Here is a 25,321-nt window from a genome sequence, read left to right on the forward strand (position 1 = left end):
ACAGGGGCGGCAGAATCCGTTACATGCGCCAACCCCGTGATCCCTTGGGAGAATAATAAGATGAGTACCCTGCACCGCATCGAAGCCAAACTGCTGGAAGACCGCTACGCCCGCGGCTGGCATTGCCTGGGCCTGGCCGCGCAATACCGCGACGGCAAGGCCCATCGCCTGGAGGTGTTCGGCACCCGTCTGGTGGCGTTCCAGGGTGAAGACGGCGAGCTGCATATTCTTGATGGCTACTGCCCGCACATGGGTGCCGACCTGAGCACCGGTTGCGTTGAAGGCAACTCGATTCGCTGCCCCTTCCACGCCTGGCGTTGGGGCGCCGATGGCGTGTGCGATGACATCCCCTACGCCAAGCGCATCCCGCCTCGGGCCAAAATCAAAAGCTGGCCTATCATGGAAGAGAACCAGTTGCTGTTCGTCTGGAATGACCCCGAAGGCAACCCCCCGCTGCCGGAACAACGCATTCCGCGCATCGACGCCTGCTACAGCGACGAATGGGCGGCGTGGGAAGTCGCTGAGCTGCAGATTGACACCAACTGCCGCGAACTGATCGACAACATCGCCGATATGGCGCACTTCGGCACCGTCCATGGCGCGCCGGTCGACGAGTTCATCAACATTTTCCAGGGCCACCTGGCCACCCAGATCATGCGCGCCCGCAGTGAGCGCCTGTCCGGTGACAGCGTGCTGACCACCGAGGCCACCTATTTCGGCCCGGCCTATCAGATCACCGAGATGAACGGTGCCATGAACGGCCAGCCGATCCACTCGATCCTGCTCAACTGCCATGTGCCGGTCGACCTCGACAGTTTCACCCTGCGCTACGGCGTGCTGGTGAAGAAGATCCCGGGCTTGAGCGAAGAGCAGAACCAGGCGATGGCCAAGGCCTACGTGGCGCAGGCGCAGGCAGCCTTCTACGAAGACGTGGCCATCTGGCACAGCAAGACCCGCGTCGATAACCCGCTGTTGTGTGACGGCGACGGTCCGGTCTATCAGCTGCGCCGTTGGTACGAGCAGTTCTACACCGACGTCGAGGCGCTGTCGGCGGACGTTGCCGAACACAAGAAGTTTGTCGTGCGCGCCAGCGAACGGGTCTGACGCCAGCGGCTTTTCGCCCGCCATGGGCCTGTTCGGCAGCCGCCGGTCAGGCCCTGAGCCCGAGCGTTGCAAGGAGTCGATACCGGCGCTTATTCTCGGCCACCGCCAACGCTAATAATAAAAACGGTTTTTCCCTATGCAGCAGAGCCTCAGCCTCGATACGTTCAGTGATTTGATCGGCAACCTCTATCAGGGTCCGCTGGAAACCATTCCCTGGGCTACTTTTCTCAATCAGCTCAATGTGCATCTGAACAGCAAGTACGTGACCTTCATCCTGCGTCCGCCCAGCGCCCACGTGGACGGCTTGATGGTCAACACCACCGGCACCTCGACCGAGGCGACCGCGTCGTACAACAAACACTTTTTCAGCCTCGATCCGTTTGTCGACCTGCCCAACCGCCAGGTGGTGACCCTCGCCGAGTTCGTCTCCAACGACGACTGGCAGAATTCCGAGTTCTACAAGAACTTCCTTGAACCGGTGGACGTGTTCCACATCCTCGGTGCCGACATCAACACCGTCGACGGCGCCCAGTGCCGCATTCGCATCAGCCGCGGGCGTGACGACAAGCCGTTCGGCAACGAAGAAAAGGCCATGCTCACGCATTTCATTGCGCACCTGGAACGTTCGATCAAGATCCACATGCAGCTCAACCGCATCGAGGCCGAACGCAATCTGTACGCCGGCGCGGTGAACCAGATGGCGGTCGGCACGATCATCCTCGATGAGGCCGGCAAGGTACTGCAGACCAATCAGGTCGCCGACCGGCTGATCCAGGAAAAGGACGGCATCAAACTGGTCAACGATGGGCTGCAGGTCGGTACGGCCCGGGACACCCAGGAGTTCCGTCGCCTGGTCAAGCAGTCGCTGCTGTCGCAAAAAAGCAGCAACCCGTCGGTGGTCGAAGCCCTGCGTGTGCAGCGGCCGTCCGGCAAAGCGGACCTGGGGATCATCGTGCGCTCGGTGCCATTGACCGACTGGAGCGAAGGCAAGCAGTGCCCGACCGTGGTGATTTTCATCAGCGACCCGGAACAACAATCCACCGCACCGCAGGAAATCGTTCGCGCGCTGTTCGACTTCACCCCGGCGGAAACCCAGCTGGCGATGTTGCTTGCCAACGGCTTGACCCTCGACGAAGCGTCGGAAGAGCTGGGCATCAGCCGCAACACCTCGCGGGCACACCTGCGCTCGACCTTCTCCAAGACCGGCGTGACCCGCCAGACCATGCTGGTGCGCCTGATCCTGCGCAGCGTGGCGACCCTCGGTTAGCCCTCATTGCCGCCCTCGTCCGCTCGGACGATGGCGGCTCCCGTTGCACAGCGCACAGTGTCTTTATCCCAAACAGGGGACTGCCCCATGCGCAACTGCCCAACCATCCTAAAGACCGAACTGCTGGCGCAAAGCGGCCACTTTCAGATCGAAGCCCTGCACCTGCAATTCAGCAACGGCCAGCAGCGGGTCTACGAACGCCTGCGCGGCACCGGTTATCGCTCGGTGATGCTGGTGGCGATGCCCGATCCAGAGCATGTGCTGCTGGTGCGCGAATACGCGGTCGGTGTGGAAAAAACCATTCTCGGCCTGCCCAAGGGCGGCGCCGAGCCCAATGAAGACTACTTGCAGGCGGCGCAGCGCGAGCTGAGCGAAGAAGTCGGCATGCGCGCCGAACGCCTCACTGAACTGGGCGAGCTGACCCTGGCACCGGGGCACTTGTGCCACCGCTACCGGGTCGTACTGGCCGAACAACTGAGCCCCTGCCAACTCGAAGGCGACGAACCCGAACCCCTGGAATGCCTGCGGGTACCGCTGGCGCAAATCCCCGAACTGGTGGCCCGCGGTGAACTCCACGAGGCCAGGGCGATTGCGGCGCTGTTCATGGCAATAGGCGCCCTCGCCCGACGGGTCTGACACCACACAATACCTGTGGGAGCGGGCTTGCTCGCGAAGAGGCCGGCACAGCCGACATCTCCATCGCCTGACACTCCGCTTTCGCGAGCAAGCCCGCTCCCACAGGGGGTTTCGCAGTTCTCAAGTCATCAACTAGTCCATTCGGACGAAGCCACTCGCGCGCCGCCGCCATAACCTGTCTCTACAACAATAAAACCGTGTCGAGACCCATCATGCGCAAAACGACTTGTGCTCTGTTCATCATCCTCTGTGCGGGTGCTTCCACCAGTCTGTGCCAGCTGTTCAAGAACGAAGCCTACCGACCGACCACGGCTTACTTCAGCTGTTCGAGCTCGGCCATCAACTGCTACCCGCCCGTGGTGCGCAATCTGCTGCCTTGAGCACGGTTTCCACCGGCCATAAAAAAACCACCGGATCGGTGGTTTTTTCGTTGCCGCATTAATCAGGTCGGCAGTACACCCCTGGCCCGCGACAGGGTCAACGCCAGGTCTTCGATCATGTCTTCCTGACCGCCCACCGTGCCACGTCGTCCCAGCTCCACCAGCAGTTCGCGAGCAGCGATGCCGTACTTCTGCTCGGCACGTTTGGCGAACAACAGGAACGAGCTGTAGACCCCGGCGTAACCGAGTGTCAGGGCATCGCGGTCGAGGCGGATCGGCTGGTCCATCATCGGCACCACCAGGTCTTCGGCCACGTCCATGATCTTGTACAGGTCGACGCCACTGTTGACGCCCATGCGCTCCAGCACCGCGACGAACACTTCCAGCGGCGTATTGCCCGCCCCCGCGCCAAGACCCGCGACCGAGCCGTCGATCCGTGCAGCACCGGCCTCGATGGCAGCCAGGGAGTTGGCGATGGCCATGCCCATGTTGTGGTGGCCGTGGAAACCGACTTCGGTCCCGGCGTTCAGTCCCGCACGCAGGGCCCCGATCTTTTGCGTCACTTCATCGGGCAGCATGTAGCCGGCCGAGTCAGTGCAATAGATGCAATTGGCGCCGTAGCTTTCCATCAACCGCGCCTGCTCCAGCAGTTTTTCCGGGCTGACCATGTGCGCCATCATCAGGAAGCCAACGGTGTCCAGGCCCATCTTCGCCGACATGCCGATGTGCTGGCCGGACACGTCCGCCTCGGTGCAGTGGGTCGCCACACGAATGGTCGATACGCCGTGTTCGTGGGCCATTTTCAGGTGGTCGAGGGTACCGATCCCCGGCAACAACAGGGCCGAAACCTTGGCCTGTTTCATCTTCGGAATCACCGCAGAGAAGTATTCCTCGTCGCTGTGGGCCGGGAAACCGTAGTTCAGCGAAGCACCGCCCAGGCCATCGCCGTGGGTGATTTCGATCAGCGGCACACCGGCCGCATCGAGACCGGTGGCCACCGAGACCATTTGTTCGATACTGATCTGGTGCTGTTTGGCGTGCATGCCGTCGCGCAGGCTCATGTCATGCAGACGGACGCTCTTACCTTGCAAATTCATAGCGATTCTCCACTCAACGGGCAGGCAATTGCAGGGTGCCCTTGTGGGCTTCTTCGGCGAACATCTCGGCCGTGCGCAAACCGGCGGCGGTCATGATGTCGAGGTTGCCGGCGGACTTGGGCAGGAAATCGCCGAGGCCTTCGACCTCGATGAAAATCGACACCTTGCGCCCGTCGAACACCGGCCCGTTGATCAGCTTGTAGCCGGGCACATAGCGCTGCACTTCACGGACCATGTCCAGCACCGAGGTGCGGATTGCATCCTGGTTCGGCTCGTCATCGGTCAGGCAATGGATGGTGTCGCGCATCATCAGCGGCGGCTCGGCCGGGTTGATCACGATGATCGCCTTGCCGCGTCGGGCGCCGCCGATCTTCTCCACCGCACCAGCGGTGGTTCGGGTGAACTCGTCGATGTTCTGCCGCGTGCCCGGGCCCACCGAACCGGAAGAGACCGTGGCGACGATTTCGCCGTAGCTCACTGGCTGCACCCGCGACACCGCCGCCACCATCGGGATGGTCGCCTGGCCACCGCAAGTGACCATGTTGACGTTCATCGCCAGGCTCGACGCGTGCTCCTTGAGGTTGACCGGCGGCACGCAGTACGGACCGATGGCCGCCGGCGTGAGGTCGATCATGATCACCCCGAGTTCGTTGAGCTTGCGGCTGTTTTCCGCATGCACGTAGGCCGATGTGGCATCGAAGGCAATGCGAATGTCATCGTCGAGGACGTGAGGCAGCAAGCCATCGACACCACCGGCGGTGGTTTTGATGCCCATTTCCCGGGCACGTTTCAGGCCTTCGGATTCAGGGTCGACGCCAACCATCCACACCGGCTCGATCCATTGCGATCGGCACATTTTCATCAGCAGATCGGTGCCGATGTTGCCCGGGCCGATAATGGCCGCTCTGAGTTTTTTGCTCATGGGGTCAAACTCCAAAAGTCAGGCGCAGAAAGACACCCGGGCACTGCCCAGGCCATCAATGGTCAGTTCAAAACGGTCGCCGGCACGGGCCGGTTCCAGCGGTACCAGCGAGCCGGACAGGATGATTTCCCCGGCCTTGAACGGAATGCCGAAGGCGCCCAGGGTATTGGCCAGCCACGCCACCGCCGTCAACGGGTTGCCCTGCACCGCCGAACCCAGGCCTTCACTCAGGGGCTCTGCGTTTTTGAACACACGCATGCGCAAATTCGGCAGGTCCAGTTCGCGCGGATCCACCTTGCTGTCGCCCAACACAAACACTCCGCAAGAAGCGTTGTCTGCGACCGTGTCCTGGATGCGGATACGCCAGTCGTGAATCCGCGAGTCGACGATCTCGAAACACGGCATCACGTATTCGGTGGCGGCCAGCACGTCGGCTTCGGTGATGCCGGGGCCGACCAGGTCATGCTTGAGCTTGAAGGCGATCTCGCCCTCGGCACGGGGCTGGATCAGTTTGTTGGCGGACAGGGAAATTTGCGCATCGTCATCGAACGACATCTGCCGCGTGATGAAGCCGAAATCCGGCTGATGCACGTTAAGCATTTGCTGGACCGCCGCCGAGGTCACGCCGATTTTCTTGCCGACGATCTGGTCACCGGCCGCCACCCGACGCTCAATGGCGTACAGGGAAATGTGATAGGCGTCTTCGATGCTGATCGACGGCCAGCGCTCGGTCAGCGGCGCCAGGGTGGAGCCGCTGAGCAGCGCCTGATAAAGCTCTTCGCCGAACTCACGGCGCAATTGCACGCTCATCCACGGGCCTCCTGAAAAAACGCCAGGCACTGACGGTTGAAAAAGTCACGGTGCTCGACCTGGACCCAATGCCCGCACTCGCTGAGCATCACGAAACGTATTTGGGTGCAGTGTTCAAGCATGGTCTGGGCACCGGAGGACGGGCAGAACTTGTCGTTCATGCCCCAGAAACCGAGGATCGGGCACTGCAATTCACCCAGGCGCGACGTCATGTTCGGCACCTGCATGGTCGACAGCACGCACACCGGTTGCTGTTGCACCACGGCCACGCGCTCGTTGACCGTTTCGTCGCTGATCAGGGTTTCGTCGAACAGTTGCAGGGCCAACAGGCGACGCATGCCCGCCGCATCGTTCAGCTCACCCTTGGCGAAAGCCGCGCCCATTTTCTGGATGCCTTCCATCTGCAGGTAATACTGTTCTTTTTCCATCAGGCCACCGGGCGCCATCAGCACCAGACGGCTGATACGCTGCGGTTGGTCGAGGGCCAGTTTGATCGCGATCGCGCCGCCCAGGGAGTTGCCGACCAGCACGCAACGCTGGATGTCGAGGGCATCGAGCAAACCGCTGAGGGCGGCGACAAAGAAGTCCAGGGTGTAGAGGGTGTCGGGCTTGTCCGAAGCGCCGTAGCCGGGCAAATCCGGGACGATCACCCGGTAACCGGCTTCGGCGAACAGCGGGTAGTTCTGCTTGAAGTTGCTGTGACCGCTGGCGCCCGGCCCGCTGCCATGGATGAAAATCACCGGTTCGCCGTTGCCGGTGTCTTTGTAGTGCAGCTGCAAACCATCCGGCAGCGTAACGAAGTGCCCTTGCGCTGAAGCGCCCATAAGGTGTCCTCCCGGCCTGTTGTTGTCGCCGGATTATTCCGAGGGCCCGGACAATCAACATCGTCCGACAGGACTACGCACCTGCACTGTGTAGGAGCGAGCTCGCTCGCGATGATCGCCAACGATGACGCTGGATACCTGACACCCCGCGGTGTTCTCAGGTCCATCGCGAGCAGGCTCGCTCCTACAGACAATCTCTAGTCCCTTTGGACGTTGGCCTGCCGGGGTTGCAGACCTAGCATCGGTTACATTCCCGAGCGACAGAACGAGACACCCCATGCTTGATCCAATGGACTTTCGCGGCAAAGTGGTACTGGTCACCGGAGGTGGCAAAGGTGTGGGTCGCGGCATCAGCCAGCGCTTTCTGGACTGTGGCGCCGAGGTGGTGATTTGCGGTCGCGAAGCACCACAAACCTTGCCGGCCAGCGCCGGGCGCGAGGCGGTGTTCGTGGCCTGCGACCTGCGGGATGTCGAGCAGTCCGGGCGCTTGATTACGCAGATCGTCGAGCGCTTCGGCCGCCTTGATGTGCTGGTCAACAACGCCGGCGGTTCGCCGAATGCCGACGCCGCCACGGCTTCGCCGCGCTTCAGCGAGGCAATCATCCGCCTGAACCTGATTGCGCCACTGAACCTGTGCCAGCAGGCCAACCAGGTGATGCAGGCCCAGGCCGACGGTGGCGCGATCATCAACATCTGCAGCGTCAGCGCCACCCGCCCTTCCCCCGGCACCGCCGCTTATGGTGCGGCCAAGGCCGGCTTGCTCAACCTGACGACCTCGCTGGCGGTGGAATGGGCGCCCAAGGTGCGGGTCAACGCCGTGACCGCCGGACTGATTCTCACCGAGCAGGCGGCCATGCATTATGGTGACGACGCGGGCATTGCCAGGGTGGCGGCGACCATTCCGTTGCAACGCCTGGCGACCCCGGAGGATATTGGCGATACCTGCCTGTACTTGGCATCGACATTGGCCCGTTACGTCAGCGGCACGGACATCGCGGTGCATGGCGCGGGCGAACGCCCGGCATTTCTCGATGCGGCTCAATCCCATCCATAAGAGGACTTTCGACATGCCCGTAGCCAGCCACAGCGTTGTGCTGAACCTCACGCGACAAGCCGCCTGGACCAGACTACGCGACCTGAGCCTTGCCCCGCACTACGTACCAGGCCTGACCGGTTGCCAGTTTCATCCTGGCGCAACGGAAGGTATCGGCGCCAGTCGCCGGGTGTTGCGCAAGGGCGGTCAGTATCTGGATGAAAGCGTGGTGCAGTGGCAGGAAGGCACGGGGTTCGTGCTGCGGTTGCACAAGGGCGGCAATGACTCGCCCTTTCCGTTTCGCCAGGCGAGTTTCAGTTATGCCTTGCAAGCCGAAGGCAACGCGACCCGCATCACTCTGCAAATGAGTTACAGCCTGCGCGGTGGCAAGCTGATTGAAGGGTTGCTGGCCAAGGCCTTCAACAAGGTCGTTCGGCAGATTGCCGAGAACCTCAAGGCCTACTACGAAACCGGCCGAACGCAGAATCCGGATATGGCTGTCAGCACATCCAATATCAATGCTGCCTGATACACCGCCATCGCGATCAAGCTCGCTCCCACAGGGGATTAAGGTGTACTCGCAATGCCGGCGTCACCACAAAAACTGTGGGAGCGAGCTTGCTCGCGATGAGGTCGGCACATTCAACATTGATGTTGCCTGACATGCCGCCTTCGCGAGCAAGCCCGCTCCCACAGGAGATTGGGGGTGCTCGCAATGCCGGCGTCAACACAAAAACTGTGGGAGCGAGCTTGCTCGCGATGAGGTCGGCACATTCAACATTGATGTTGCCTGACATGCCGCCATCGCGAGCAGGCTCGTGCCTACAGGGGCCACCTCTGGAGTGAGCAACCTTCAGGAACGCGCCACTTCCGAGTGAGCGGTAAAGCGGGTGGCGACGATCTTCCATTGTCCGGCGATACGCTGATAACGGTCCTGATAGAACCCACCCAACTGCCGCGTCGCCCCGCTCTCACCATCCAGGTTGAAATACCACAGAGCCCAACGGCCCTGGGCTTCATCTTCGCTTAGCACATCGATTTCCGGGTTGGCGCCGTGATGCAGGTCGATCACCCGCTCATGACAGGCCAGTTCGCGGTACAGCGCGACAAAACTGTTGCGCTCACGAAAGATCCCCAGCGGGCCGTAATCGATCAGCACTTCACCTTCGGCGAAGCAGTCGGCAATCACCTCGACCTGCTTGAGATCGCAGGCGTTGAGGTAGCGATGCTTGAGCTGGCGAATATCCTCCAGCGCTTCCAGGCGGGCGATCCGCTGCTCCAGGTTCATGCTGCACCTCGCGCGATTACGTTAACTTCACTCCAGTAGGCTTTCATCGAGCGGACCTTGCCGTCGGTATCGAATTCCATCACGTCGATCACATGCAGCGAGCACGGTTGCCCGCCCCACTCCATGTCGACCCGGAACGGCATCGCGCCGCAACCGTTGAGCGTCGCACGCACCGGGCCGGTCCGGGTCGCGCAGACCTTCATTGCCCCCAGTCCTTCACGGTAAAAGCGCGCGATGGCGTCGATGCCCTGCAACGGCGCCTGGCCGACCGGGTCTTCAACGGTGGCGTCTTTGGCGTAGAGCGCGAGGATGCCGTCGATGTCGCCGGCATCCACCAATTCCACGTAACGCGCCATTGTCGTCTGGATATGTTGTGCGCTGATCATTCAGACCACCTCGAACAAAGCAGCAGCGCCCATGCCGCCACCGATGCACATGCTCACCACCACGTAACGTAAACCGCGACGCTGGCCTTCGACCAACGCGTGGCCAACCATCCGCGCCCCGGACATGCCGAACGGATGGCCGATGGCGATCGCCCCGCCGTTGACGTTCAGGCGCTCGGCCGGAATGCCCAGGGTGTCGCGGCAGTACAGCACCTGGCAGGCGAACGCTTCGTTCAACTCCCAGAGGCCGATGTGGTCCATGGTCAGGCCATGACGCTTGAGCAGTTTCGGAATCGCGTAGATCGGACCGATGCCCATCTCGTCGGAATTGCAGCCGGCGACGGCCATGCCGCGATAGATCCCCAGCGGTTCCAGGCCACGTTTCTCGGCCATTTTCGCGCTCATCAACACCGAGGCCGACGCACCGTCGGACAACTGCGAGGCGTTGCCGGCGGTGATGAAACGACCCTTGTCGCTCCACTGACCGCCCGGCCACACTGGCTCCAGCGCCTTCAGGCTCTGGAGAGTGGTGTCGATGCGGTTGCACTCATCGCGCAGCAAGGTGACGGTTTCATAACTGGTTTCGCCGGTGGCCTTGTCGAACAGTGCCTTGCGGCTGGTCAGCGGCGCGAGCTCCCGGTCGAAGCGTCCGGCGCTCTGGGCCTGTGCGGTACGCAGTTGGCTCTGGTAGCTGTATTCGTCCTGCTCGTCGCGGGAGATGCCGTAGCGCGCGGAGACAATTTCGGCGGTTTCGATCATCGGGATATAGGCGTGCGGGTCCAGCTCGATCACCGAACCCGACTGATTGCGATACAGGTTCTTGTGCTTGTTCTGCACCAGGGAAATCGACTCCAGGCCACCGGCCACGGCGATGTCGATTTCGTCGCACATGATGCCCTTGGCGGCCATGGCGATACTCATCAGGCCCGACGAGCACTGGCGCTCGACGGCCATCCCGGCAACCGATGCCGGCAAGCCACCGGCAATCGCACACAGGCGCCCCAGGTTGTAGGACTGCGTACCCTGCTGCGCGGCGGCGCCGATGATCACGTCGTCCACTTCACCCGGTTCGATACCGGCACGGCGCACGGCTTCGCGCACCACATGTCCGCCCAGTTGCGGCGCTTCGGTGTCATTGAACGCACCGCGAAAGGCTTTGCCGATCGGAGTGCGGGCGGTGGAAACGATGACGGCTTCTTTCATGCTGGATTCCTCGAAAATGCTGTTGAAGGTCAGGCCGGGTAATAACGACTGATGGTGTCGACCACGCAGCCGGGACGCTCCTCGCCATCGATTTCGACGCTGACGCGGATGGTCGCCTGTACGCCGCCCTTCACTTCCTCGACCGCGATCAGTTGCGCACTGCCGCGCACCCGCGAGCCGACGCGCACCACCGAGGGGAAGCGCACCCGCTCACAGCCGTAATTGACGCCCATGGCCAGGCCACGGACCTCGACGATCTGCGGCAAGAACAGATTGACCAGCGACAGGCTCAGGTAGCCGTGGGCAATGCAGGCGCCAAACGGGCCGTTGGCGGCCTTGAGCGGATCGACGTGAATCCACTGGTGATCGCCGGTGGCGTCGGCAAACAGATTGATTCGGTCCTGACCCAGCAGCAGCCATTCGCTGACACCGAGCTCCTGGCCCACGGCGTCGAACAAGGCCATCGGCGTGTCGAAAATACGTGGCATGGTCACGCCCTCTGGCTCGACACCGACAACACTTCGCCGGTCATGTAGGAGCTGTAGTCGCTGGCCAGGAACATCATCACGTTGGCCACCTCCCAGACTTCGGCGGCGCGGCCGAACGCTTCGTTGGCGGCCAGTTGATCGAGCACTGCCTGGGGCGCGGATTTGCGCAGGAAATCGTGCAGGGCAATGCTCGGGCTGACCGCGTTGATGCGGATGCCGTAGTCAGCCGCCTCAACCGCTGCGCAGCGGGTCAGCGCCATCACGCCAGCCTTGGCGGCGGCGTAGTGCGCCTGTTCTTTCTGCGCGCGCCAGCCCAGCACCGAGGCGTTGTTGACGATCACTCCGGCACGCCGCTCCATCATTTTCGGCAGCATGGCGCGGGTCATGCGCATGGTGCCGGTGAGCGTCACGTCGATGACCCGATTCCACTCTTCATCGGCCATGTCCACCAGCAACCGCGAGCCGCCAAGCCCGGCGTTGTTGATCAACACGTCGACGCCTTGCAGGTCACGCTCGGCGCAGGCGATCAGCTGCTGTACCTGGGCTTCGTCGGCAACGTTGCAGACCTGGCCGAACACGTGTTGCAGCCCGGTGGTTTCGCGGATTTTCAGCACCGCTTCGGCCAACCGGCCTTCATGGATATCGCTGATCATCAGCGCACGGCAGCCTTCTTCGGCGGCACGCACGGCGGCGGAAAAACCGATCCCGGCGCCTGCGGCGGCGGTGATCAGCACCGACTTGCCGCGCAGCAGGCCGCGACCTTCAACATATTGAGGTACAGACATGAACTCTCTCCTTTCAGGCGCGCGGACGCGGCTCTTTGGGCATGCCCAAGGCACGCTCGGCGATGATGTTGCGCTGGATTTCGTTGCTGCCGCCGTACAGGGTGTCGGCGCGGCTGAACAGGTACAGCGACTGCAAACGGGTCAACTGGTAAGGCGCGGCTTCGAGCAATTCCGCCTCGGCGCCGAGGACGTCCATCGCCAACTTGCCGAGGCTGGCGTGCCAGGTCGACCAGAACAGCTTGTAGATGGTCGCCTCTTTGCGCAGCGAACCGTCCTGGCTACCCGAGAGCATGCGCAGCGAGTTGTAGCGCATGATCCGCAGCCCGCTCCAGGCCTCGGCCAGGCGCTGACGCAGGATCGGATCGCGGTCGGCGCCATTGGACTTGGCGATGGCGATGATTTCGTTGAGTTCGTTCTGGAACTGCATCTGCTGGCCGAGGGTCGACACACCCCGCTCGAAGCCCAGCAGCGCCATGGCGATCTTCCAGCCTTCGCCCGGCGCGCCAATGATATTGGTGGCGTCGGTGCGGGCATCGTCGAAGAACACTTCGTTGAATTCCGAGGTGCCGGTGAGTTGCTCGATGGGTCGCACGGTTATTTCTGTCTGGGCCATGGGCACCAGCAGGAACGACAGACCGCGATGGCCGACGCTACCCGGTTCGGTGCGGGCGATGACAAAGCACCAGTCCGATTCGTGGGCCAGGGAGGTCCAGACTTTCTGGCCATTGATGATCCAACTGCCGGTGGCTTCGTCCAGCGTTGCGCGGGTCTTGACGTTGGCCAGGTCGGAACCGGCGCCCGGCTCTGAATAGCCCTGGCACCAGAACGACGTACCGCTGACGATCCCCGGCAAAAAACGCTGTTGCTGTTCGACCGTGCCGAATGCGGCGATGGTCGGCCCGGCCAGCCCTTCGCCGATATGCCCCATGCGGCCGGGGCCACCGGCGCGGGCGTACTCTTCGTTGAAGATCACCTGCTGGGTGATCGACAGGCCGCGCCCGCCATGCTCCGGCGCCCAGCCGACGCAGGTCCAGCCGCCTTCGGCAAGCTTGCGCTCCCAGGCTTTGCGCTCTTCGGGAAACATGTGCTCATCGCCTGGACCACCGCGAAAACGCAGGGCTTCGAATTCGCCGCAGAGGTTGGCGCTCATCCAGTCGGCGACTTCCCGACGGAAGCGTTCGTCCTGCTCGCTGAAACTGATTTTCATGGCTGCTCTCCCAGAATCACCGAAGCAATGCGCTCGCGATGCCAGGCCGGTAGCCCGAGGAAGCTCTCGCTGGCGCGGGCGCGCTTGAAGTAGAGGTGCGGGTCGTACTCCCAGGTGAAACCGACGCCGCCGTGTAGCTGGATCGATTCGGACGCGCAAGAGAAGTAGGTCTCGGAGCACTGCGCCTTGGCCAGCGCCGCCGCCAGTGGCAGTTCGGCCGCGACCTGCGGATCACCCTGGGGATCGAGGACTTCCTGGGCCACGCACGCGGCGTAATAACTGGCCGAACGGGCGCATTCGACTTGCAGCATCATGTCGGCGGCACGGTGTTTGAGGGCCTGGAAACTGGCAATCGGGCGACCGAACTGCTGGCGCTCCTGCATGTAGGCCACGCTGAGGTCGAGCACCTGCTGCGCGCCGCCGGTCTGCTCGGCAGCCAGGCCGATGCAGGCCAGTTGCAGGACTCGCTCAAGGTGCGACCAGCCGTTCCCGAGCTCACCCAGCAGGCAGTCGGCTTCAAGGTACAGGCCCTTGAGCTGGATCCGCGCCTGGCGCCGGGTCTGGTCCATGGTCGGCAGCATTTGCCGTTCGATACCTGCGCATACGGCGTTCACGGCAAACAGGCTGATGCCCTTTTCGCCAGTGGTTCCGGGTTGCCGTGCGGCAATGATCAACAGGTCAGCGCCATGGCCATCGAGTACATGCTTGAGGGTGCCGTCGAGGACGAACCCGTCGCCCTCAGCCACCACCGTTGCCTGGACATCGTCGGCGGACCAGCCGTTGGCACTGCTGAACGCCAGGGTCGCGGTCACGCTGCCATCGGCAATCGACGGCAACCAGCGCTGCTTCTGTTCATCATTGGCCGCCAGCAACAGCGCAGGGGTGGCCATGCAGGCGGTGGCGAAAAATGGCGAGCACAGCAAACGCCGGCCCATCTGTTCCAGCAGGATCGTCAGCTCGACAAAGCCGAGGCCCAGGCCGCCATAGGTTTCGGGGATATGAATGGCCGGCCAGTACATTTCCTGGCACAGACGCTGCCAGAGGGCTTCGTCGAAACCCCGTTCGCTGACCATTGCCGCGCGCACGGCGGCAGAATCCGAGACATCGGCGAGGAAACCCTCGGCCGATGCGCGGATCATTTCCTGTTCGTCGCTGAATGCAAACTCCATCGCGGCGCCTTCTGCTCGTTTGGCGGGGCGCGCGTGGCGCAACACCCCTTTGAGCATGAAGTTTGGCGCCGCCCGGACGCGGCAGAATCGTTAGCCTTGCCTAGTCCGAACGGGCGATGTCAAAGTGCGCCTACGCAAGTGAAAAACATGAATCGGCTAAGGATGCAGAACCATGAGCACTGAGCAAGAGACGACTTTCGACGAGCCACGGCTCAGCAGCACGGAAATCCGCATTCTGGGTTCGTTGATCGAGAAACAGGCCACCAGCCCGGAAACCTATCCCCTGACCCTCAATGCCCTGGTGATTGCCTGCAACCAGAAAACCAGCCGCGAGCCAGTGATGAACCTGACGCCGGGCCAGGTCGGTCAGAGCCTGCGCGCCCTCGAAGGACGCGGCTTCGCCAGACTGGTGATGGGCAGCCGCGCCGACCGCTGGGAACACAAGGTCGACAAGGCCCTGGAACTGGTACCGGCGCAGGTCATCCTGACCGGGCTGATGTTTCTGCGCGGCCCGCAGACCGTCAATGAACTGCTAACCCGCAGCGGCCGCATGCATGAATTCGAAGACACCGAACAGGTGGTGCATCAACTCGAACGCCTGATTGCCCGGGGTCTGGCCGTGCTGATTCCGCGTCAGGCCGGCCAGCGCGAAGACCGCTACACCCACGCCCTGGGCGACCCGGCGGATATCGAAGCGATCATGGCGGCACGGCAAAACCCGGCCGAGCGTGGCGGCAGCGGGGTTTCGGTTGAACGGATCGAAGAACTGGAAGCGCGAATTGCGGCGCTGGAAGAAAGACTTGCCCGGCTCGAATAACCTGGATGTTTACCTGACACAACACTCCCACAATGGATCGTGGACCGACGGACATGTGTGATTGACACAAGACTTGTAGGAGCGAGCCTGCTCGCGAAAAACGTCCAGACGACGCGCTCATTCAGACAGCACGCGTCATCGTTGACGTCCATCGCGAGCAGGTTCGCTCCTACAGTGGTTTGACGGTGCCTGTGGTTACTCGCCGTCCCAGTAATCCACCCCGTCCGCCTGCCGGGCCACCGCAACAAAGCCTGACGCATTACCCTCGGCATCCACCTTGAAGTCATCCATCACGGCGTATTTACCGGAATCCGGGTATTCACAGATTTCCGGTGATTGCTGGGTGCTGACGGCCAGGTAGCGCAACTCGCCGTTACTGGTATTGATGATCTGATGGGCCTTTTCAGGCCCGCCCGGTGGACAGGCGATCACATCACCGGCACGGATTGGAAAGCGTTCGGATCCCAGGCGAACCTGCCCTTCCCCGGCCACCACGTAGAACATTTCCTCATTGACCCGATGACTGTGGAGCGGGCTGCCGCGCATGCCCGGCTCCAGCACATACAGGCGATAACCCAGCTTTTGCGCCCCCAGTTGCTGACCGACACGGGCCTGGCGCTGTTGATAGCGACCGGCGGTTTCACCGGTCGGCGCAAACGCTTCGGGTAGCGGCTCAAGTTCGACCGAATCCAGATTGAGAATGGGGGGATGCATGGACACCTCCTAGCTGCGGGCAAACGCTACGGCCTTCTGGAATTGCTCGTCCGTCGGCCGTACACCGGTATAGAGCACAAATTGCTCCAGTGCCTGGATCGCGATCACTTCCAGCCCGGTGATGACCCGTTTGCCTTCGGCACGGGCACGCACGATCAGCGGTGTTTCCGAGGGTATCGCCACCACATCGAACACAGTTTCCGCTTTTTCGATCACATCAGGCTCAAAGGCCAGTTGATCGGCCTCCGGTCCTCCCGTCATGCCGATCGGGGTGACGTTGACCAGCATCTGCGGGCGACGCCTCCCCAGCTCGGCCTGCCACTCATACCCCAAAGACTGCGCCAGCGCCTGCCCGGCGCGCTCGTTGCGGGCCACGATCAGGCCGTTTTCATAGCCGCCATCGCGCAAGGCACTCGCCACGGCCTTGGCCATGCCGCCGCTGCCGCGCAAGGCAAAGGTCGAGTCCTTGGGCACCTGGTGTTTTTCCAGCAACTGGGCAACGGCGATGTAGTCGGTGTTGTAGGCCTTGAGATGCCCGTCGGTGTTGACGATGGTGTTGATCGATTGAATGGCGGCGGCAGATGCGTCGAGTTCATCCACCAGGGCAATGCAGGCTTCCTTGAACGGCATCGACACGCCACAACCACGAATCCGCAGGGCGCGAATGCCGGCAACAGCACCCGTCAGGTCCTGGCTGGCAAAGGCCTTGTAGTAAAAATTCAGGCCCAGTTGTTCATACAGATGATTGTGAAAACGCAGGCCAAAGTTCCCGGGGCGTCCTGAAAGGGACATGCACAACTGGGTGTCTTTGTTGGGGTTCATCTGCATGGGCAAGCTCCTTCAAATGCACTTTTCAGATGGACGGGATTAGCCCTCCATCGGGTTCTGATCGATCATGTAAGTGTGTTCGCACGGGCCTACACGGGTCGGTAAGAAAGTCGGTACAGACCTTACACAAAATTTACCTCGCGGCCGTGCTGTTTTTCAGAAAAACGCTGTCTTAGAAGTATCCCCGCGACAATCCTTGGGTCTATTGCAGACACAAGCGCCGGGTTGAAGAGCCGAGGTACTATCATGATCCGTAAAGTCCCCACAGTAGCCTTGCTGATCGGCGCCCTCGCTATCGCAGGTCAGGCGCAAGCCGGGCATGGTAATGACGCGGCGGTATTTGGAGCGATCGTCGGTACTGCCATCGTCGGCTCGGCTCTGATCAACGCCAACCGCCCGGTCTATGTCGCGCCGCAACCGGTCTACTACCAGCCCGCGCCGGTTTATTACGCACCACCGCCTCCGGTTTACTACCAACCGGCCCCGGTCTACGTGCAACAACCGATCTACTACCGCCCGGCCCCGGTTTACTACGGACCACCCCGTGGTTACTACGGCCCGCCACGCGGCTACTACGGCCGACATTACGGTCGCTGGTAACAGACTCAACCGGCCCCGCTGAAACAGCGGGGCTTTTTTATATCCAATTGTCGGTCAAGGTCTGGATAAATCTCGCCAAGGTCGCTATCGGGACAGTGTCCGTGGCAGAAACAGGCAAGATGGACTCGACCCGATTTCTGCCCTGCGGCACAAAACGGTCATATTTTTGTCATGTCAGTTCCGCAAGCTCGGTGCTGTCCGTCGAAAACAGGTTCATAACAACAAGGACGACCACATGCCAACGCAAAACCCGCACCGCATTGTCGGTCTGTGCACCTCCAGCAAGGTCTACAACGCACTGACCGAACTCAAGCACCTGGAAGGTCATCGCAGCGCCAAGTTTCTCTCGCTGCTGACGCAAAGCCTGGTGCGCAAGGGCCTGCTCAACGAGCAGGAAGTGGTTCATATGCTCGATCAGGTGGTCAGCTGACCGACCAACGGTCAATTACCCCCTCTGGCATCAATGACCACTATCGAAAACGTTGATTACCCCTCAAGGTACCCGGACCTTAAAGTAACTCCACAGATTGATGGAGGTACTTTTCATGTCCAAGGTTCAGATCATGTCCGTTATCGGCAGCGCCGTCCCCGCACAGCTCAGAGAGCTGGGCATGCTCGCCTGCTGGTACCTGGTGCAGGACGGCGTACAGATCAGCGGCCCGCTCACTTCGCTGCCCGCCGCCCGTGAGCTGTCGCAACGCATCGGCAGCGGCCAGTCCGGCAGGTTCAGCGCCTAAGGCAGCTGCACCCGCGGTTTGGTTTCGATGAAAATGTCCCAGCTCGACATGAACAGGGCCGCGATCAACGGGCCGATGACAAAACCGTTCAGCCCGAAAATCGCCAGGCCGCCCAGGGTCGAGATCAGGATCATGTAGTCCGGCATCCTGGTGTCCTTGCCCACCAGCAATGGCCGGAGCAGGTTGTCCACCAGACCGATCACCAAGACCCCGAACAATACCAGTACCACGCCCTGCCAGATCGCTCCGGTGAGCAGGAAAAACGCCGCCACCGGCACCCAGACTATTCCCGCCCCCACCGCCGGCAGCAACGACAGAAACGCCATCAACACCGCCCAGAGCAACACGCTGGGAACGTCCAGAAACCAGAAAATCAGACCGCCCAGCGCGCCTTGGGTGACGGCCACCAGCAGGTTGCCTTTCACCGTGGCCCGCACCACACGATTGAACTTGAGCTGCAAACGGCGTTTCTGCTGTTCCTGCAACGGCACCGCCGCACGCACCTTGCGCGCCAGTTCCGCACCGTCACGCAGGAAGAAAAACAGCAGGTACAGCATGATGAAAAAGCTGACGATGAACTCGAACGTGCCCTGGCCGAAACTGAACGCCTTAGAGGCCAGCGCCTGCCCGCCGGTCATCGCGCTCTTGACGATTTTCTCGCGCAGCCCGTTCAACTCGCCCATGCCGAAGCGATCCAGCAGATGCTGGAAATACGGCGGCAGGCTGTGCTTGAACTGCGACACATACCCGGCAATGTCGAGTTCGCCGCTCTCGACGCTTTTGTAGAGTGACGCGCCCTCCTGAACCAGCAAGGCGCTGATGATGATTACCGGCAGAATCGCAATCACCAGGCAAATGCTCAATGTGCACAGCGACGTGAGGTTGCGTTGCCAGCCGAACTTCACTTGCAGCCGGCCCTGCAGTGGCGCAAAGAGGATGCCCAGGATCACCGCCCAGAACGCCGCGCCGTAAAACGGCAGCAGGATCCAGATGAAGGCAGCACTCACCAGCACCAGCAATACCGTCAGCGATTTGTCTTGTGGGGTCGTTTCGTTCATGTCCGATCCGTGCCAGCCAGTCAGGACGAAAAACTTTCGCCTTGATGTTTAGTCCGTCACGGCTCGCGCGAGTGCCATCGGTTTGTTGATCAGGCATAGATCCAGGTCAATAAACCCTTGGCACAGGGCATTTACCCTGTGCGGCTTTTGCGACCGACACCGCCATGAACCTCACCGCGCCAGAACTGCTCGCCCCCGCCGGCACCTTGAAAAACATGCGTTACGCCTTCGCCTACGGTGCCGATGCCGTGTACGCCGGCCAGCCGCGCTACAGCCTGCGGGTGCGCAACAACGAGTTCGACCACGCCAACCTGGCCCTTGGCATTCGCGAGGCCCAGGCCCGGGGCAAGCGCTTCTACGTGGTGGTCAACATCGCGCCGCACAACGCCAAGCTCAAGACCTTCCTCAAGGACCTTGAACCGGTGATCGCCATGGCCCCGGATGCGCTGATCATGTCCGACCCCGGCCTGATCATGCTGGTGCGCCGGCACTACCCGCAGATGCCGATCCACCTTTCGGTGCAGGCCAATACGGTGAACTGGGCCAGTGTCGAGTTCTGGCAGCAGCAAGGCTTGAGCCGGATCATCCTGTCCCGAGAGCTGTCCCTGGAAGAAATCGCCGAGATCCGCGAGCAAGTGCCGGCCATGGAACTGGAGGTGTTCGTGCACGGCGCGTTGTGCATGGCCTATTCCGGTCGTTGCCTGCTGTCGGGCTACATGAACAGGCGCGACGCCAATCAGGGCAGCTGCACCAACGCCTGCCGCTGGAAATACTCGGCGCAACCGGCCACGGAAAACCCGCTCGGCGAGATCGTGCAGCAGTATCAGCCGGAACCCACCCTGGGCATCGGCGCGCCCACCGGGCAGGTGTTCCTGTTGCAGGAAGCCAATCGTCCCGGCGAACAGATGCCCGCCTTCGAAGACGAACACGGCACTTACATCATGAACGCCAAGGACCTGCGCGCCGTGCAGCATGTCGAACGCCTGACCCACATGGGCGTGCATTCCCTGAAAATCGAAGGCCGGACCAAATCCCACTTTTATTGCGCGCGCACTACCCAGGTTTATCGCCGGGCCATCGACGATGCGGTGGCGGGCCGGGCCTTCGACCGCGGCCTGATGACCGACCTGGAGTCCCTCGCCCAGCGCGGCTACACCGAAGGTTTTCTACGCCGGCATGTGCATGACGAATACCAGAACTACCAGAACGGCAGCTCGGTGTCGGAGCGCCAGCAGTTTGTCGGTGAACTGACCGGACAGCGGCGGGATCGCCTTGCCGAGGTCAAGGTGAAAAACCGCTTCGGCCTGGGCGATCACATGGAGCTGATGACGCCCAAGGGCAACTTCCACTTCGATCTGCACCAGTTGCAGAACGCCAAGGGTGAAGCGATCGACGTTGCGCCGGGGGATGGGCATACGGTGTATTTGCCGATACCGGATGCGGTGGAGCTAGGTTTTGGCCTGCTTATGCGGGACATCAACATGCCGTAACCCCTGTGGGAGCGGGCTTGCTCGCGAAGGGGGCGGCACATTCAAAGTCAATGTTGCCTGACACACCGTTTTCGCGAGCAAGCCCGCTCCCACAGGTACTGCGTCAGGCAAATTCTTCGCGGAGCATCGCCACAAACGCCTCACGCGCCGGGTGCACCCCGGCGTTTTCGTGCCAGTAAAACAGGTTGTCGACGGCGGTCAGCTCAGGAAACTCAAACCCTGCGCACCCTGCACCTTTGGCATATTGGTCAAAGATCCCCTTAGGCACCAGCGCCACGCCGGCCCCGGCGCTGACGCAACCGACAATCGCGCCATAACTGGCCAGGCTGACAATCGGCAGCGCCTGCCCCTTTCGCAACAACCAATGCTCCAGCGCCGCCCGGTACGGACAGCCCTGGGGCCACATGAACACGGTCTGGTCCTGCAAATCACTGATGTCCCGCAGCGGCCCCAGGGAGGTCGAGGCGATCAACAGCAAGTCCTCGCGGTACATCGGCGTGCGCTTGAGGTGCGAACGCTCGACATCCACCGCCACAATGGCACCGTCGAGCTTGTGGTTGAGTGTGTCGTCGAGCAACTGCCCCCAGGAGCCGGTGGTCAGCTCCAGCGCCACCTGCGGGAAACGCTTGTGGAATTTCGCCAGCAGGCGCGGCAATCGCCCGGTGGCCGACGACTCGATGGCTCCGATGCGCAACGGCCCCGAAGGTTCGGCCGAAGGATCGACCGCGCGCTTGGCCTCGGCGGTGAGGGCAAGAATTTTCGAGGCGTAGGCCAGGAAGGTTTGCCCCGACGGGCTGATGCGCAGCCCTCGCCCCTCACGCAAAAACAGCGCGACACCCAGTTCGGCCTCCAGGGCCTTGATCCGGGCCGTGATGTTCGACGGCACGCAATGCAACAGCTCGGCCGCACGGGCGATGCTGCCGACATCGGCCACGGTCTTGAACATGCGAATCTGAGCCAGCTCCATACATCACCTATAGTGAACGGTTAACGCAGTATAAGTCAGTTGTGGCGAACGATCGGCTTTCTGATACTCGGTGCATCCACCCACAGGTGCACGACCATGACGCCGCTCACACCCTCCCCCGTTTCACCCTGGAAAATCATTCTGGCCATGGCGTTTGTCGTGGCGTGCTGGGGCTACTCCCCGACCGGCATCCATATCGGCTTGCAGGCCTATGACCCGGTGCACCTGGCGCTCCTGCGCTTCCTGCTGGCCTCTGTGTTCATGGCCGTGGTCGCGATGTTCAAAGGCATTCGCCTGCCGAGCCTGCGAGATCTGCCCCTGATGTTCGGCCTGGGCTTCTTTGCCGTGAGCCTGCACCACGTGGCGATCAACTTCGGACAACAGGGTGTCAGCGCTGGCGCTTCGAGCGTCCTGGCCCAGACCACGCCGCTGTTCAGCACGCTGATCGCGCGCTTCGTGTTCAAGGATCAGGTGAGCCTGTGGCGCTGGGGTTGTGTGCTGCTCGGGTTGTTTGGCGTGATGATTGTGGTGGCGGGCGATCATGGCTTGGGCAGCATTGATGCCCACGGCTTGCTGATCCTGCTGGCGGCGGTGTCCTGGAGTCTCTACTTTGCCCTGCAAAAGCATCACACCGGGCGATACGACGGGCTGACGCTGGTGTGTTACACGGTGTGGTCCGGGACGGTGCTGTTGCTGGTCTACTTGCCCGGTCTGGCGGATCAAGTCGTCCAGGCGCCGCTGCGCGTGCAGTTCGCCGTGTTCACCTTGGGGATATTCCCCAGTGCCCTGGCGTACCTGGCCTGGGCCTATGTACTGGCGCATATCGATTTGAGCCGGGCGACGATGACGCTGTATTTGACGCCGCCGACGGCGATGGTGATTGCGTCTTATGCGCTGGGGGAGCGGCCGACGCTGATGATCGTGGTCGGCGGGTTGGTGGTATTGGCGAGTGTGCTGGCGTTGAATCTGGAGCGGCGGGTGGTCATTGCTCAGGTTGTTCGGGTCTGATCCATGCTTTTTGCTGTCTGGGCTGGCGCCTTCGCGAGCAAGCCCGCTCCCACAGGTTCTGAGGTGTGCTCAAGAGCTGCGGCAAACATAAAACCCTGTGGGAGCGGGCTTGCTCGCGAAGAACGATGACTGGGTGTCACTGACAAAACACCCAAATCGCAGTCAGCTTGGCGAAAACCGGTCGCGACTGTTGGTCAGGTGCAGCCACATCGCCGCCCGCGCCGCGTCCGGGTCCTGGCGTTTGATGGCGTTGAGAATCGCCTCGTGCTCCAGGTTGGCCAACTGACCGAGCTTGCTCAAGTCCACCGCACCACGCTCGGCTGCATTGACACGGGTGCGCGGGATCATCGCACTGCCCAGGTGCTGCATGATTTCAGTGAAGCAGACGTTACCGGTGGCTTCGGCGATCAGCAGATGAAAACGCCGGTCCGCTTCGACACAGCTGTCGTTGTTGGCCAGCAGGTTTTGATAGTCGTCCAGCGCTTCACGCATCTGCGCCAGTTGCAGATCGGTGCGGCGAGTTGCCGCCAGCGCCGCCGCCTGGGTTTCCAGCCCCATGCGCAACTCCAGAATACTGCGCACCCCCAACGCCGTATCGACATTCAGCCGCAGCCCCTGCTCCGGAGCGCGCTCGATCACAAACGTGCCAATCCCATGCCGGGTTTCCACCAGCCCCGAGGCCTGCAACTTCGAGATCGCCTCGCGCACCACCGTGCGACTGACCCCGTGCTCCTGAACGATGGTGTTTTCCGACGGCAGCTTGTCGCCGGGCAACATCTGGCCGAGCAGGATGCGCTGGGTCAGTTTCTCCACCAGGTCATGGGCCAGGTTGTGGCTGCGCTTGCGGGCAGGTGCTTCGAGGTCTTCTTGCATGGGCGTGTCCGAAATCAGGGCTATCGAATCGTAGCACCGCGCCGGGCGGGAATTCCGAAAAATCTCGCCAAACTTGTATGACAACATTCCACAAAAGCCCATATTGAGTCGCTTAAAAGGCCACTCAACACTACCAATAGAATTAAAAACCTCTGAATTGTCGCCATTTCATTGGACAAACATGGTTGCAAGTTCAAAAAACCTAGTTGTATGATGTCTAGCAACAACTCAGCACCCAGCTTCACCCCGCATAAAAATAACGAGTGGGAGAAAACGCAGTGAATACATCCATCTCCGGGATGCACGACGACGCCAATTCAGCGCTGAAGTCCGCCATCGCCAAAGTCAAAAGACACGTCTTGCCGCTGTTCGTCATCATGTTCATCGTCAATTACATTGATCGCGTGAACATCGGTTTCGTCCGCTCCCACATGGAGCACGACCTGGGCATTGGCGCGGCCGCCTACGGCCTGGGTGCCGGTCTGTTCTTCATCGGTTATGCACTGTTCGAGGTGCCCTCCAACATCCTTCTGCAGAAAGTCGGCGCACGCATCTGGCTGACCCGGATCATGCTGACCTGGGGCCTGGTCGCCGCAGGCATGGCGTTCATCCAGAACGAAACCCACTTCTACATCCTGCGTTTTCTGCTGGGCGTGGCCGAAGCCGGGTTCTTTCCCGGGGTGATCTACTACTTCACCCGCTGGTTGCCCGGCGTGGAGCGAGGCAAGGCGATTGCCATCTTCCTCAGTGGCTCGGCGGTCGCGTCGCTGATCTCAGGCCCCCTGTCCGGTTTGCTCCTGCAAATCGAAGGGCTGGGCCTGCACGGCTGGCAGTGGATGTACTTCATCGAGGGCATGTTTTCGGTGGGGTTGTGCGTGTTCGTCTGGTTCTGGCTGGACTCCAGGCCCCACGATGCCAAATGGCTGAGCCGCGAAGAGCAGGACGCACTGGTCAAGGCCATCGACGACGAACAACTGGCCCGGGAAGCCGCCACGCCCATCAAGCCGTCGCTGGGCAAACTGCTCAAGGATCGCCAGATCATCCTGTTCTGCCTGATCTACTTCTTTATCCAGCTGACCATCTACGCCGCGACCTTCTGGCTGCCGAGCATCATCAAGAAGATGGGCGATCTGAGCGATGTCCAGGTCGGGCTGTTCAACTCGATTCCGTGGTTGCTGTCGATTGTCGGCATGTACGCCTTCGCTTCCTTGTCGGCCAAATGGAAACACCAGCAAGCCTGGGTCGCCACTGCCCTGCTGATCGCCGCGGCCGGGATGTTCATGTCCACCACCGGCGGGCCGGTCTTCGCCTTTGTCGCCATCTGCTTTGCAGCACTGGGCTTCAAATCGGCCTCGTCGCTGTTCTGGCCGATTCCCCAGGCCTATCTGGATGCGCGCATTGCCGCTGGCGTCATCGCGTTGATCAACTCGGTGGGCAACCTCGGCGGCTTCGTTGCGCCGACCACTTTCGGCCTGTTGGAAGAACGCACCGGTTCCATTCAGGGCGGGCTGTACGGCCTGGCCGCGACTTCGATCATCGCCGCCATCATCGTGTTTGCTGCCCGTAACACACCGAAACCCGCACCTGCCGTGGAGCTGGGCAAACCCGCTCCCGACCACGCCTGAATTCT

At 61.6% G+C, this 25,321-nt stretch carries 29 protein-coding genes; 13 read left to right on the plus strand and 16 right to left on the minus strand.

Annotation, left to right across the window (positions count from 1 at the left end):
• Nucleotides 1–60 precede the first annotated feature (60 nt).
• The 4 genes from KGA98_RS20255 (at nucleotide 61) to KGA98_RS20270 (ending at nucleotide 3,387) form a co-directional block, all read left to right on the plus strand.
• Nucleotides 61–1,104: a Rieske 2Fe-2S domain-containing protein gene (locus tag KGA98_RS20255; RefSeq protein WP_057714054.1), complete on the plus strand. Its 1,044-nt coding sequence runs from the start codon at nucleotides 61–63 to the stop codon at nucleotides 1,102–1,104.
• Between the two features lie 136 nt (nucleotides 1,105–1,240).
• The gene (locus KGA98_RS20260) at nucleotides 1,241–2,371 is read left to right on the plus strand and encodes a helix-turn-helix transcriptional regulator (RefSeq protein WP_057714053.1); all 1,131 of its coding nucleotides are present in this window, start codon (nucleotides 1,241–1,243) and stop codon (nucleotides 2,369–2,371) included.
• An 87-nt stretch (nucleotides 2,372–2,458) separates the two neighbouring features.
• The gene (gene nudE / locus KGA98_RS20265) at nucleotides 2,459–3,007 is read left to right on the plus strand and encodes an ADP compounds hydrolase NudE (RefSeq protein WP_150814210.1); all 549 of its coding nucleotides are present in this window, start codon (nucleotides 2,459–2,461) and stop codon (nucleotides 3,005–3,007) included.
• Between the two features lie 212 nt (nucleotides 3,008–3,219).
• Nucleotides 3,220–3,387 (plus strand): hypothetical protein, encoded by a 168-nt coding sequence (locus tag KGA98_RS20270; protein WP_167362873.1) that lies wholly within the window; start codon nucleotides 3,220–3,222, stop codon nucleotides 3,385–3,387.
• A 62-nt stretch (nucleotides 3,388–3,449) separates the two neighbouring features.
• Here KGA98_RS20270 and dmpG read toward each other — a convergent pair whose 3' ends face one another.
• From dmpG to KGA98_RS20290, 4 genes are read right to left on the minus strand one after another with little or no spacing between them, the layout of a single operon-like run.
• A complete protein-coding gene (gene dmpG / locus KGA98_RS20275) occupies nucleotides 3,450–4,484 on the minus strand; it encodes a 4-hydroxy-2-oxovalerate aldolase (protein WP_057714051.1) in 1,035 nt (344 codons plus the stop codon).
• Between the two features lie 13 nt (nucleotides 4,485–4,497).
• Entirely contained in the window at nucleotides 4,498–5,406 is a 909-nt protein-coding gene (locus KGA98_RS20280) for an acetaldehyde dehydrogenase (acetylating) (protein ID WP_223503401.1), read from the minus strand.
• Nucleotides 5,407–5,424: 18 nt separating this feature from the next.
• Nucleotides 5,425–6,216: a fumarylacetoacetate hydrolase family protein gene (locus tag KGA98_RS20285; protein ID WP_057714049.1), complete on the minus strand. Its 792-nt coding sequence runs from the start codon at nucleotides 6,214–6,216 to the stop codon at nucleotides 5,425–5,427.
• Nucleotides 6,213–7,040, minus strand: coding sequence for an alpha/beta fold hydrolase (locus tag KGA98_RS20290; protein WP_223503403.1), 828 nt, complete (start codon nucleotides 7,038–7,040; stop codon nucleotides 6,213–6,215). The genes KGA98_RS20285 and KGA98_RS20290 overlap by 4 nt, the downstream gene beginning before the upstream one ends.
• Before the next feature lie 277 nt (nucleotides 7,041–7,317).
• On the opposite strand from KGA98_RS20290, the gene KGA98_RS20300 reads away from it, so the two are divergent.
• Both KGA98_RS20300 and KGA98_RS20305 read left to right on the plus strand, forming a co-directional pair.
• Nucleotides 7,318–8,094: an SDR family oxidoreductase gene (locus tag KGA98_RS20300; RefSeq protein WP_223503405.1), complete on the plus strand. Its 777-nt coding sequence runs from the start codon at nucleotides 7,318–7,320 to the stop codon at nucleotides 8,092–8,094.
• A gap of 13 nt (nucleotides 8,095–8,107) precedes the next feature.
• Nucleotides 8,108–8,602 (plus strand): SRPBCC family protein, encoded by a 495-nt coding sequence (locus tag KGA98_RS20305; protein WP_223503408.1) that lies wholly within the window; start codon nucleotides 8,108–8,110, stop codon nucleotides 8,600–8,602.
• 324 nt (nucleotides 8,603–8,926) lie between these two features.
• On the opposite strand, the gene KGA98_RS20315 is transcribed toward KGA98_RS20305, so the two are convergent.
• From KGA98_RS20315 to KGA98_RS20345, 7 genes are read right to left on the minus strand one after another with little or no spacing between them, the layout of a single operon-like run.
• Complete coding sequence (locus KGA98_RS20315) at nucleotides 8,927–9,361, minus strand: nuclear transport factor 2 family protein (protein WP_223503410.1); 435 nt, start codon at nucleotides 9,359–9,361, stop codon at nucleotides 8,927–8,929.
• Nucleotides 9,358–9,747, minus strand: coding sequence for a steroid Delta-isomerase (locus KGA98_RS20320; RefSeq protein WP_223503412.1), 390 nt, complete (start codon nucleotides 9,745–9,747; stop codon nucleotides 9,358–9,360). Before KGA98_RS20320 ends, KGA98_RS20315 begins: the two co-directional genes overlap by 4 nt.
• The gene (locus KGA98_RS20325; RefSeq protein ID WP_223503414.1) at nucleotides 9,748–10,950 is read right to left on the minus strand and encodes an acetyl-CoA C-acyltransferase; all 1,203 of its coding nucleotides are present in this window, start codon (nucleotides 10,948–10,950) and stop codon (nucleotides 9,748–9,750) included.
• Nucleotides 10,951–10,979: 29 nt separating this feature from the next.
• Complete coding sequence (locus tag KGA98_RS20330) at nucleotides 10,980–11,438, minus strand: MaoC family dehydratase (RefSeq protein ID WP_057714042.1); 459 nt, start codon at nucleotides 11,436–11,438, stop codon at nucleotides 10,980–10,982.
• A gap of 2 nt (nucleotides 11,439–11,440) precedes the next feature.
• Entirely contained in the window at nucleotides 11,441–12,223 is a 783-nt protein-coding gene (locus tag KGA98_RS20335; protein ID WP_057714041.1) for an SDR family oxidoreductase, read from the minus strand.
• A 13-nt stretch (nucleotides 12,224–12,236) separates the two neighbouring features.
• Nucleotides 12,237–13,430, minus strand: coding sequence for an acyl-CoA dehydrogenase family protein (locus tag KGA98_RS20340; protein WP_223503416.1), 1,194 nt, complete (start codon nucleotides 13,428–13,430; stop codon nucleotides 12,237–12,239).
• On the minus strand, nucleotides 13,427–14,599 hold the full coding sequence (locus KGA98_RS20345; RefSeq protein WP_223503418.1) for an acyl-CoA dehydrogenase family protein: 1,173 nt from the start codon (nucleotides 14,597–14,599) through the stop codon (nucleotides 13,427–13,429). Before KGA98_RS20345 ends, KGA98_RS20340 begins: the two co-directional genes overlap by 4 nt.
• 172 nt (nucleotides 14,600–14,771) lie before the next feature.
• On the opposite strand from KGA98_RS20345, the gene KGA98_RS20350 reads away from it, so the two are divergent.
• Nucleotides 14,772–15,416, plus strand: coding sequence for a YceH family protein (locus KGA98_RS20350; RefSeq protein ID WP_057714038.1), 645 nt, complete (start codon nucleotides 14,772–14,774; stop codon nucleotides 15,414–15,416).
• A 195-nt stretch (nucleotides 15,417–15,611) separates the two neighbouring features.
• Here KGA98_RS20350 and KGA98_RS20355 read toward each other — a convergent pair whose 3' ends face one another.
• Both KGA98_RS20355 and KGA98_RS20360 read right to left on the minus strand, forming a co-directional pair.
• Nucleotides 15,612–16,130: a cupin domain-containing protein gene (locus KGA98_RS20355; protein WP_223503420.1), complete on the minus strand. Its 519-nt coding sequence runs from the start codon at nucleotides 16,128–16,130 to the stop codon at nucleotides 15,612–15,614.
• A gap of 9 nt (nucleotides 16,131–16,139) precedes the next feature.
• The gene (locus KGA98_RS20360) at nucleotides 16,140–16,958 is read right to left on the minus strand and encodes a shikimate 5-dehydrogenase (RefSeq protein WP_223503423.1); all 819 of its coding nucleotides are present in this window, start codon (nucleotides 16,956–16,958) and stop codon (nucleotides 16,140–16,142) included.
• A 246-nt stretch (nucleotides 16,959–17,204) separates the two neighbouring features.
• Between KGA98_RS20360 and KGA98_RS20365 the strand changes: the two genes are divergently transcribed.
• The 3 genes from KGA98_RS20365 to KGA98_RS20375 all read left to right on the plus strand — a co-directional run bounded on the left by KGA98_RS20365 (nucleotide 17,205) and on the right by KGA98_RS20375 (nucleotide 18,295).
• Nucleotides 17,205–17,558, plus strand: coding sequence for a hypothetical protein (locus KGA98_RS20365; protein WP_150814223.1), 354 nt, complete (start codon nucleotides 17,205–17,207; stop codon nucleotides 17,556–17,558).
• Nucleotides 17,559–17,793: 235 nt separating this feature from the next.
• Nucleotides 17,794–17,988, plus strand: a complete 195-nt coding sequence (locus KGA98_RS20370) for a hypothetical protein (protein WP_008052996.1) — start codon at nucleotides 17,794–17,796, stop codon at nucleotides 17,986–17,988.
• Between the two features lie 115 nt (nucleotides 17,989–18,103).
• Complete coding sequence (locus KGA98_RS20375) at nucleotides 18,104–18,295, plus strand: hypothetical protein (protein WP_057714034.1); 192 nt, start codon at nucleotides 18,104–18,106, stop codon at nucleotides 18,293–18,295.
• Here the strand turns inward: KGA98_RS20375 and KGA98_RS20380 are convergent.
• Nucleotides 18,292–19,353 carry an AI-2E family transporter gene (locus KGA98_RS20380; protein WP_223503425.1) on the minus strand — a complete coding sequence of 354 codons (1,062 nt, stop codon included), beginning with the start codon at nucleotides 19,351–19,353 and terminating at the stop codon, nucleotides 18,292–18,294. The genes KGA98_RS20375 and KGA98_RS20380 overlap by 4 nt on opposite strands.
• Before the next feature lie 164 nt (nucleotides 19,354–19,517).
• Here KGA98_RS20380 and yegQ point away from each other — a divergent pair, with 164 nt between their 5' ends.
• Nucleotides 19,518–20,843: a tRNA 5-hydroxyuridine modification protein YegQ gene (yegQ, locus tag KGA98_RS20385; RefSeq protein WP_218498122.1), complete on the plus strand. Its 1,326-nt coding sequence runs from the start codon at nucleotides 19,518–19,520 to the stop codon at nucleotides 20,841–20,843.
• Nucleotides 20,844–20,946: 103 nt separating this feature from the next.
• On the opposite strand, the gene KGA98_RS20390 is transcribed toward yegQ, so the two are convergent.
• Nucleotides 20,947–21,810 carry a LysR family transcriptional regulator gene (locus KGA98_RS20390; RefSeq protein WP_090456785.1) on the minus strand — a complete coding sequence of 288 codons (864 nt, stop codon included), beginning with the start codon at nucleotides 21,808–21,810 and terminating at the stop codon, nucleotides 20,947–20,949.
• A gap of 96 nt (nucleotides 21,811–21,906) precedes the next feature.
• On the opposite strand from KGA98_RS20390, the gene KGA98_RS20395 reads away from it, so the two are divergent.
• Nucleotides 21,907–22,818 (plus strand): DMT family transporter, encoded by a 912-nt coding sequence (locus KGA98_RS20395; RefSeq protein WP_223503428.1) that lies wholly within the window; start codon nucleotides 21,907–21,909, stop codon nucleotides 22,816–22,818.
• Nucleotides 22,819–22,980: 162 nt separating this feature from the next.
• Here the strand turns inward: KGA98_RS20395 and KGA98_RS20400 are convergent, their stop codons facing one another.
• The gene (locus KGA98_RS20400; RefSeq protein ID WP_090456787.1) at nucleotides 22,981–23,691 is read right to left on the minus strand and encodes a FadR/GntR family transcriptional regulator; all 711 of its coding nucleotides are present in this window, start codon (nucleotides 23,689–23,691) and stop codon (nucleotides 22,981–22,983) included.
• 278 nt (nucleotides 23,692–23,969) lie between these two features.
• Between KGA98_RS20400 and KGA98_RS20405 the strand changes: the two genes are divergently transcribed.
• On the plus strand, nucleotides 23,970–25,316 hold the full coding sequence (locus tag KGA98_RS20405) for an MFS transporter (protein WP_223503430.1): 1,347 nt from the start codon (nucleotides 23,970–23,972) through the stop codon (nucleotides 25,314–25,316).
• Nucleotides 25,317–25,321: the final 5 nt, after the last annotated feature.

This window comes from Pseudomonas sp. BF-R-24 (genome assembly GCF_019947335.1).
GTDB lineage: Bacteria > Pseudomonadota > Gammaproteobacteria > Pseudomonadales > Pseudomonadaceae > Aquipseudomonas > Aquipseudomonas jessenii.

Bases quoted from the DNA above. Each gene is read 5' to 3' on its own strand.
- KGA98_RS20355 (WP_223503420.1), bottom strand. From the start codon at position 16,130: ATGCATCCCCCCATTCTCAATCTGGATTCGGTCGAACTTGAGCCGCTA.
- KGA98_RS20305 (WP_223503408.1), top strand. From the start codon at position 8,108: ATGCCCGTAGCCAGCCACAGCGTTGTGCTGAACCTCACGCGACAAGCC.
- KGA98_RS20360 (WP_223503423.1), bottom strand. From the start codon at position 16,958: ATGCAGATGAACCCCAACAAAGACACCCAGTTGTGCATGTCCCTTTCA.
- nudE (WP_150814210.1), top strand. From the start codon at position 2,459: ATGCGCAACTGCCCAACCATCCTAAAGACCGAACTGCTGGCGCAAAGC.
- KGA98_RS20350 (WP_057714038.1), top strand. From the start codon at position 14,772: ATGAGCACTGAGCAAGAGACGACTTTCGACGAGCCACGGCTCAGCAGC.
- KGA98_RS20270 (WP_167362873.1), top strand. From the start codon at position 3,220: ATGCGCAAAACGACTTGTGCTCTGTTCATCATCCTCTGTGCGGGTGCT.
- KGA98_RS20380 (WP_223503425.1), bottom strand. From the start codon at position 19,353: ATGAACGAAACGACCCCACAAGACAAATCGCTGACGGTATTGCTGGTG.
- KGA98_RS20330 (WP_057714042.1), bottom strand. From the start codon at position 11,438: ATGCCACGTATTTTCGACACGCCGATGGCCTTGTTCGACGCCGTGGGC.
- KGA98_RS20300 (WP_223503405.1), top strand. From the start codon at position 7,318: ATGCTTGATCCAATGGACTTTCGCGGCAAAGTGGTACTGGTCACCGGA.
- KGA98_RS20370 (WP_008052996.1), top strand. From the start codon at position 17,794: ATGCCAACGCAAAACCCGCACCGCATTGTCGGTCTGTGCACCTCCAGC.
- KGA98_RS20400 (WP_090456787.1), bottom strand. From the start codon at position 23,691: ATGCAAGAAGACCTCGAAGCACCTGCCCGCAAGCGCAGCCACAACCTG.
- KGA98_RS20340 (WP_223503416.1), bottom strand. From the start codon at position 13,430: ATGAAAATCAGTTTCAGCGAGCAGGACGAACGCTTCCGTCGGGAAGTC.
- KGA98_RS20395 (WP_223503428.1), top strand. From the start codon at position 21,907: ATGACGCCGCTCACACCCTCCCCCGTTTCACCCTGGAAAATCATTCTG.
- KGA98_RS20255 (WP_057714054.1), top strand. From the start codon at position 61: ATGAGTACCCTGCACCGCATCGAAGCCAAACTGCTGGAAGACCGCTAC.
- KGA98_RS20290 (WP_223503403.1), bottom strand. From the start codon at position 7,040: ATGGGCGCTTCAGCGCAAGGGCACTTCGTTACGCTGCCGGATGGTTTG.
- KGA98_RS20390 (WP_090456785.1), bottom strand. From the start codon at position 21,810: ATGGAGCTGGCTCAGATTCGCATGTTCAAGACCGTGGCCGATGTCGGC.
- KGA98_RS20285 (WP_057714049.1), bottom strand. From the start codon at position 6,216: ATGAGCGTGCAATTGCGCCGTGAGTTCGGCGAAGAGCTTTATCAGGCG.
- KGA98_RS20345 (WP_223503418.1), bottom strand. From the start codon at position 14,599: ATGGAGTTTGCATTCAGCGACGAACAGGAAATGATCCGCGCATCGGCC.
- dmpG (WP_057714051.1), bottom strand. From the start codon at position 4,484: ATGAATTTGCAAGGTAAGAGCGTCCGTCTGCATGACATGAGCCTGCGC.
- KGA98_RS20335 (WP_057714041.1), bottom strand. From the start codon at position 12,223: ATGTCTGTACCTCAATATGTTGAAGGTCGCGGCCTGCTGCGCGGCAAG.
- KGA98_RS20365 (WP_150814223.1), top strand. From the start codon at position 17,205: ATGATCCGTAAAGTCCCCACAGTAGCCTTGCTGATCGGCGCCCTCGCT.
- KGA98_RS20315 (WP_223503410.1), bottom strand. From the start codon at position 9,361: ATGAACCTGGAGCAGCGGATCGCCCGCCTGGAAGCGCTGGAGGATATT.
- KGA98_RS20325 (WP_223503414.1), bottom strand. From the start codon at position 10,950: ATGAAAGAAGCCGTCATCGTTTCCACCGCCCGCACTCCGATCGGCAAA.
- yegQ (WP_218498122.1), top strand. From the start codon at position 19,518: ATGAACCTCACCGCGCCAGAACTGCTCGCCCCCGCCGGCACCTTGAAA.
- KGA98_RS20375 (WP_057714034.1), top strand. From the start codon at position 18,104: ATGTCCAAGGTTCAGATCATGTCCGTTATCGGCAGCGCCGTCCCCGCA.
- KGA98_RS20320 (WP_223503412.1), bottom strand. From the start codon at position 9,747: ATGATCAGCGCACAACATATCCAGACGACAATGGCGCGTTACGTGGAA.
- KGA98_RS20260 (WP_057714053.1), top strand. From the start codon at position 1,241: ATGCAGCAGAGCCTCAGCCTCGATACGTTCAGTGATTTGATCGGCAAC.
- KGA98_RS20280 (WP_223503401.1), bottom strand. From the start codon at position 5,406: ATGAGCAAAAAACTCAGAGCGGCCATTATCGGCCCGGGCAACATCGGC.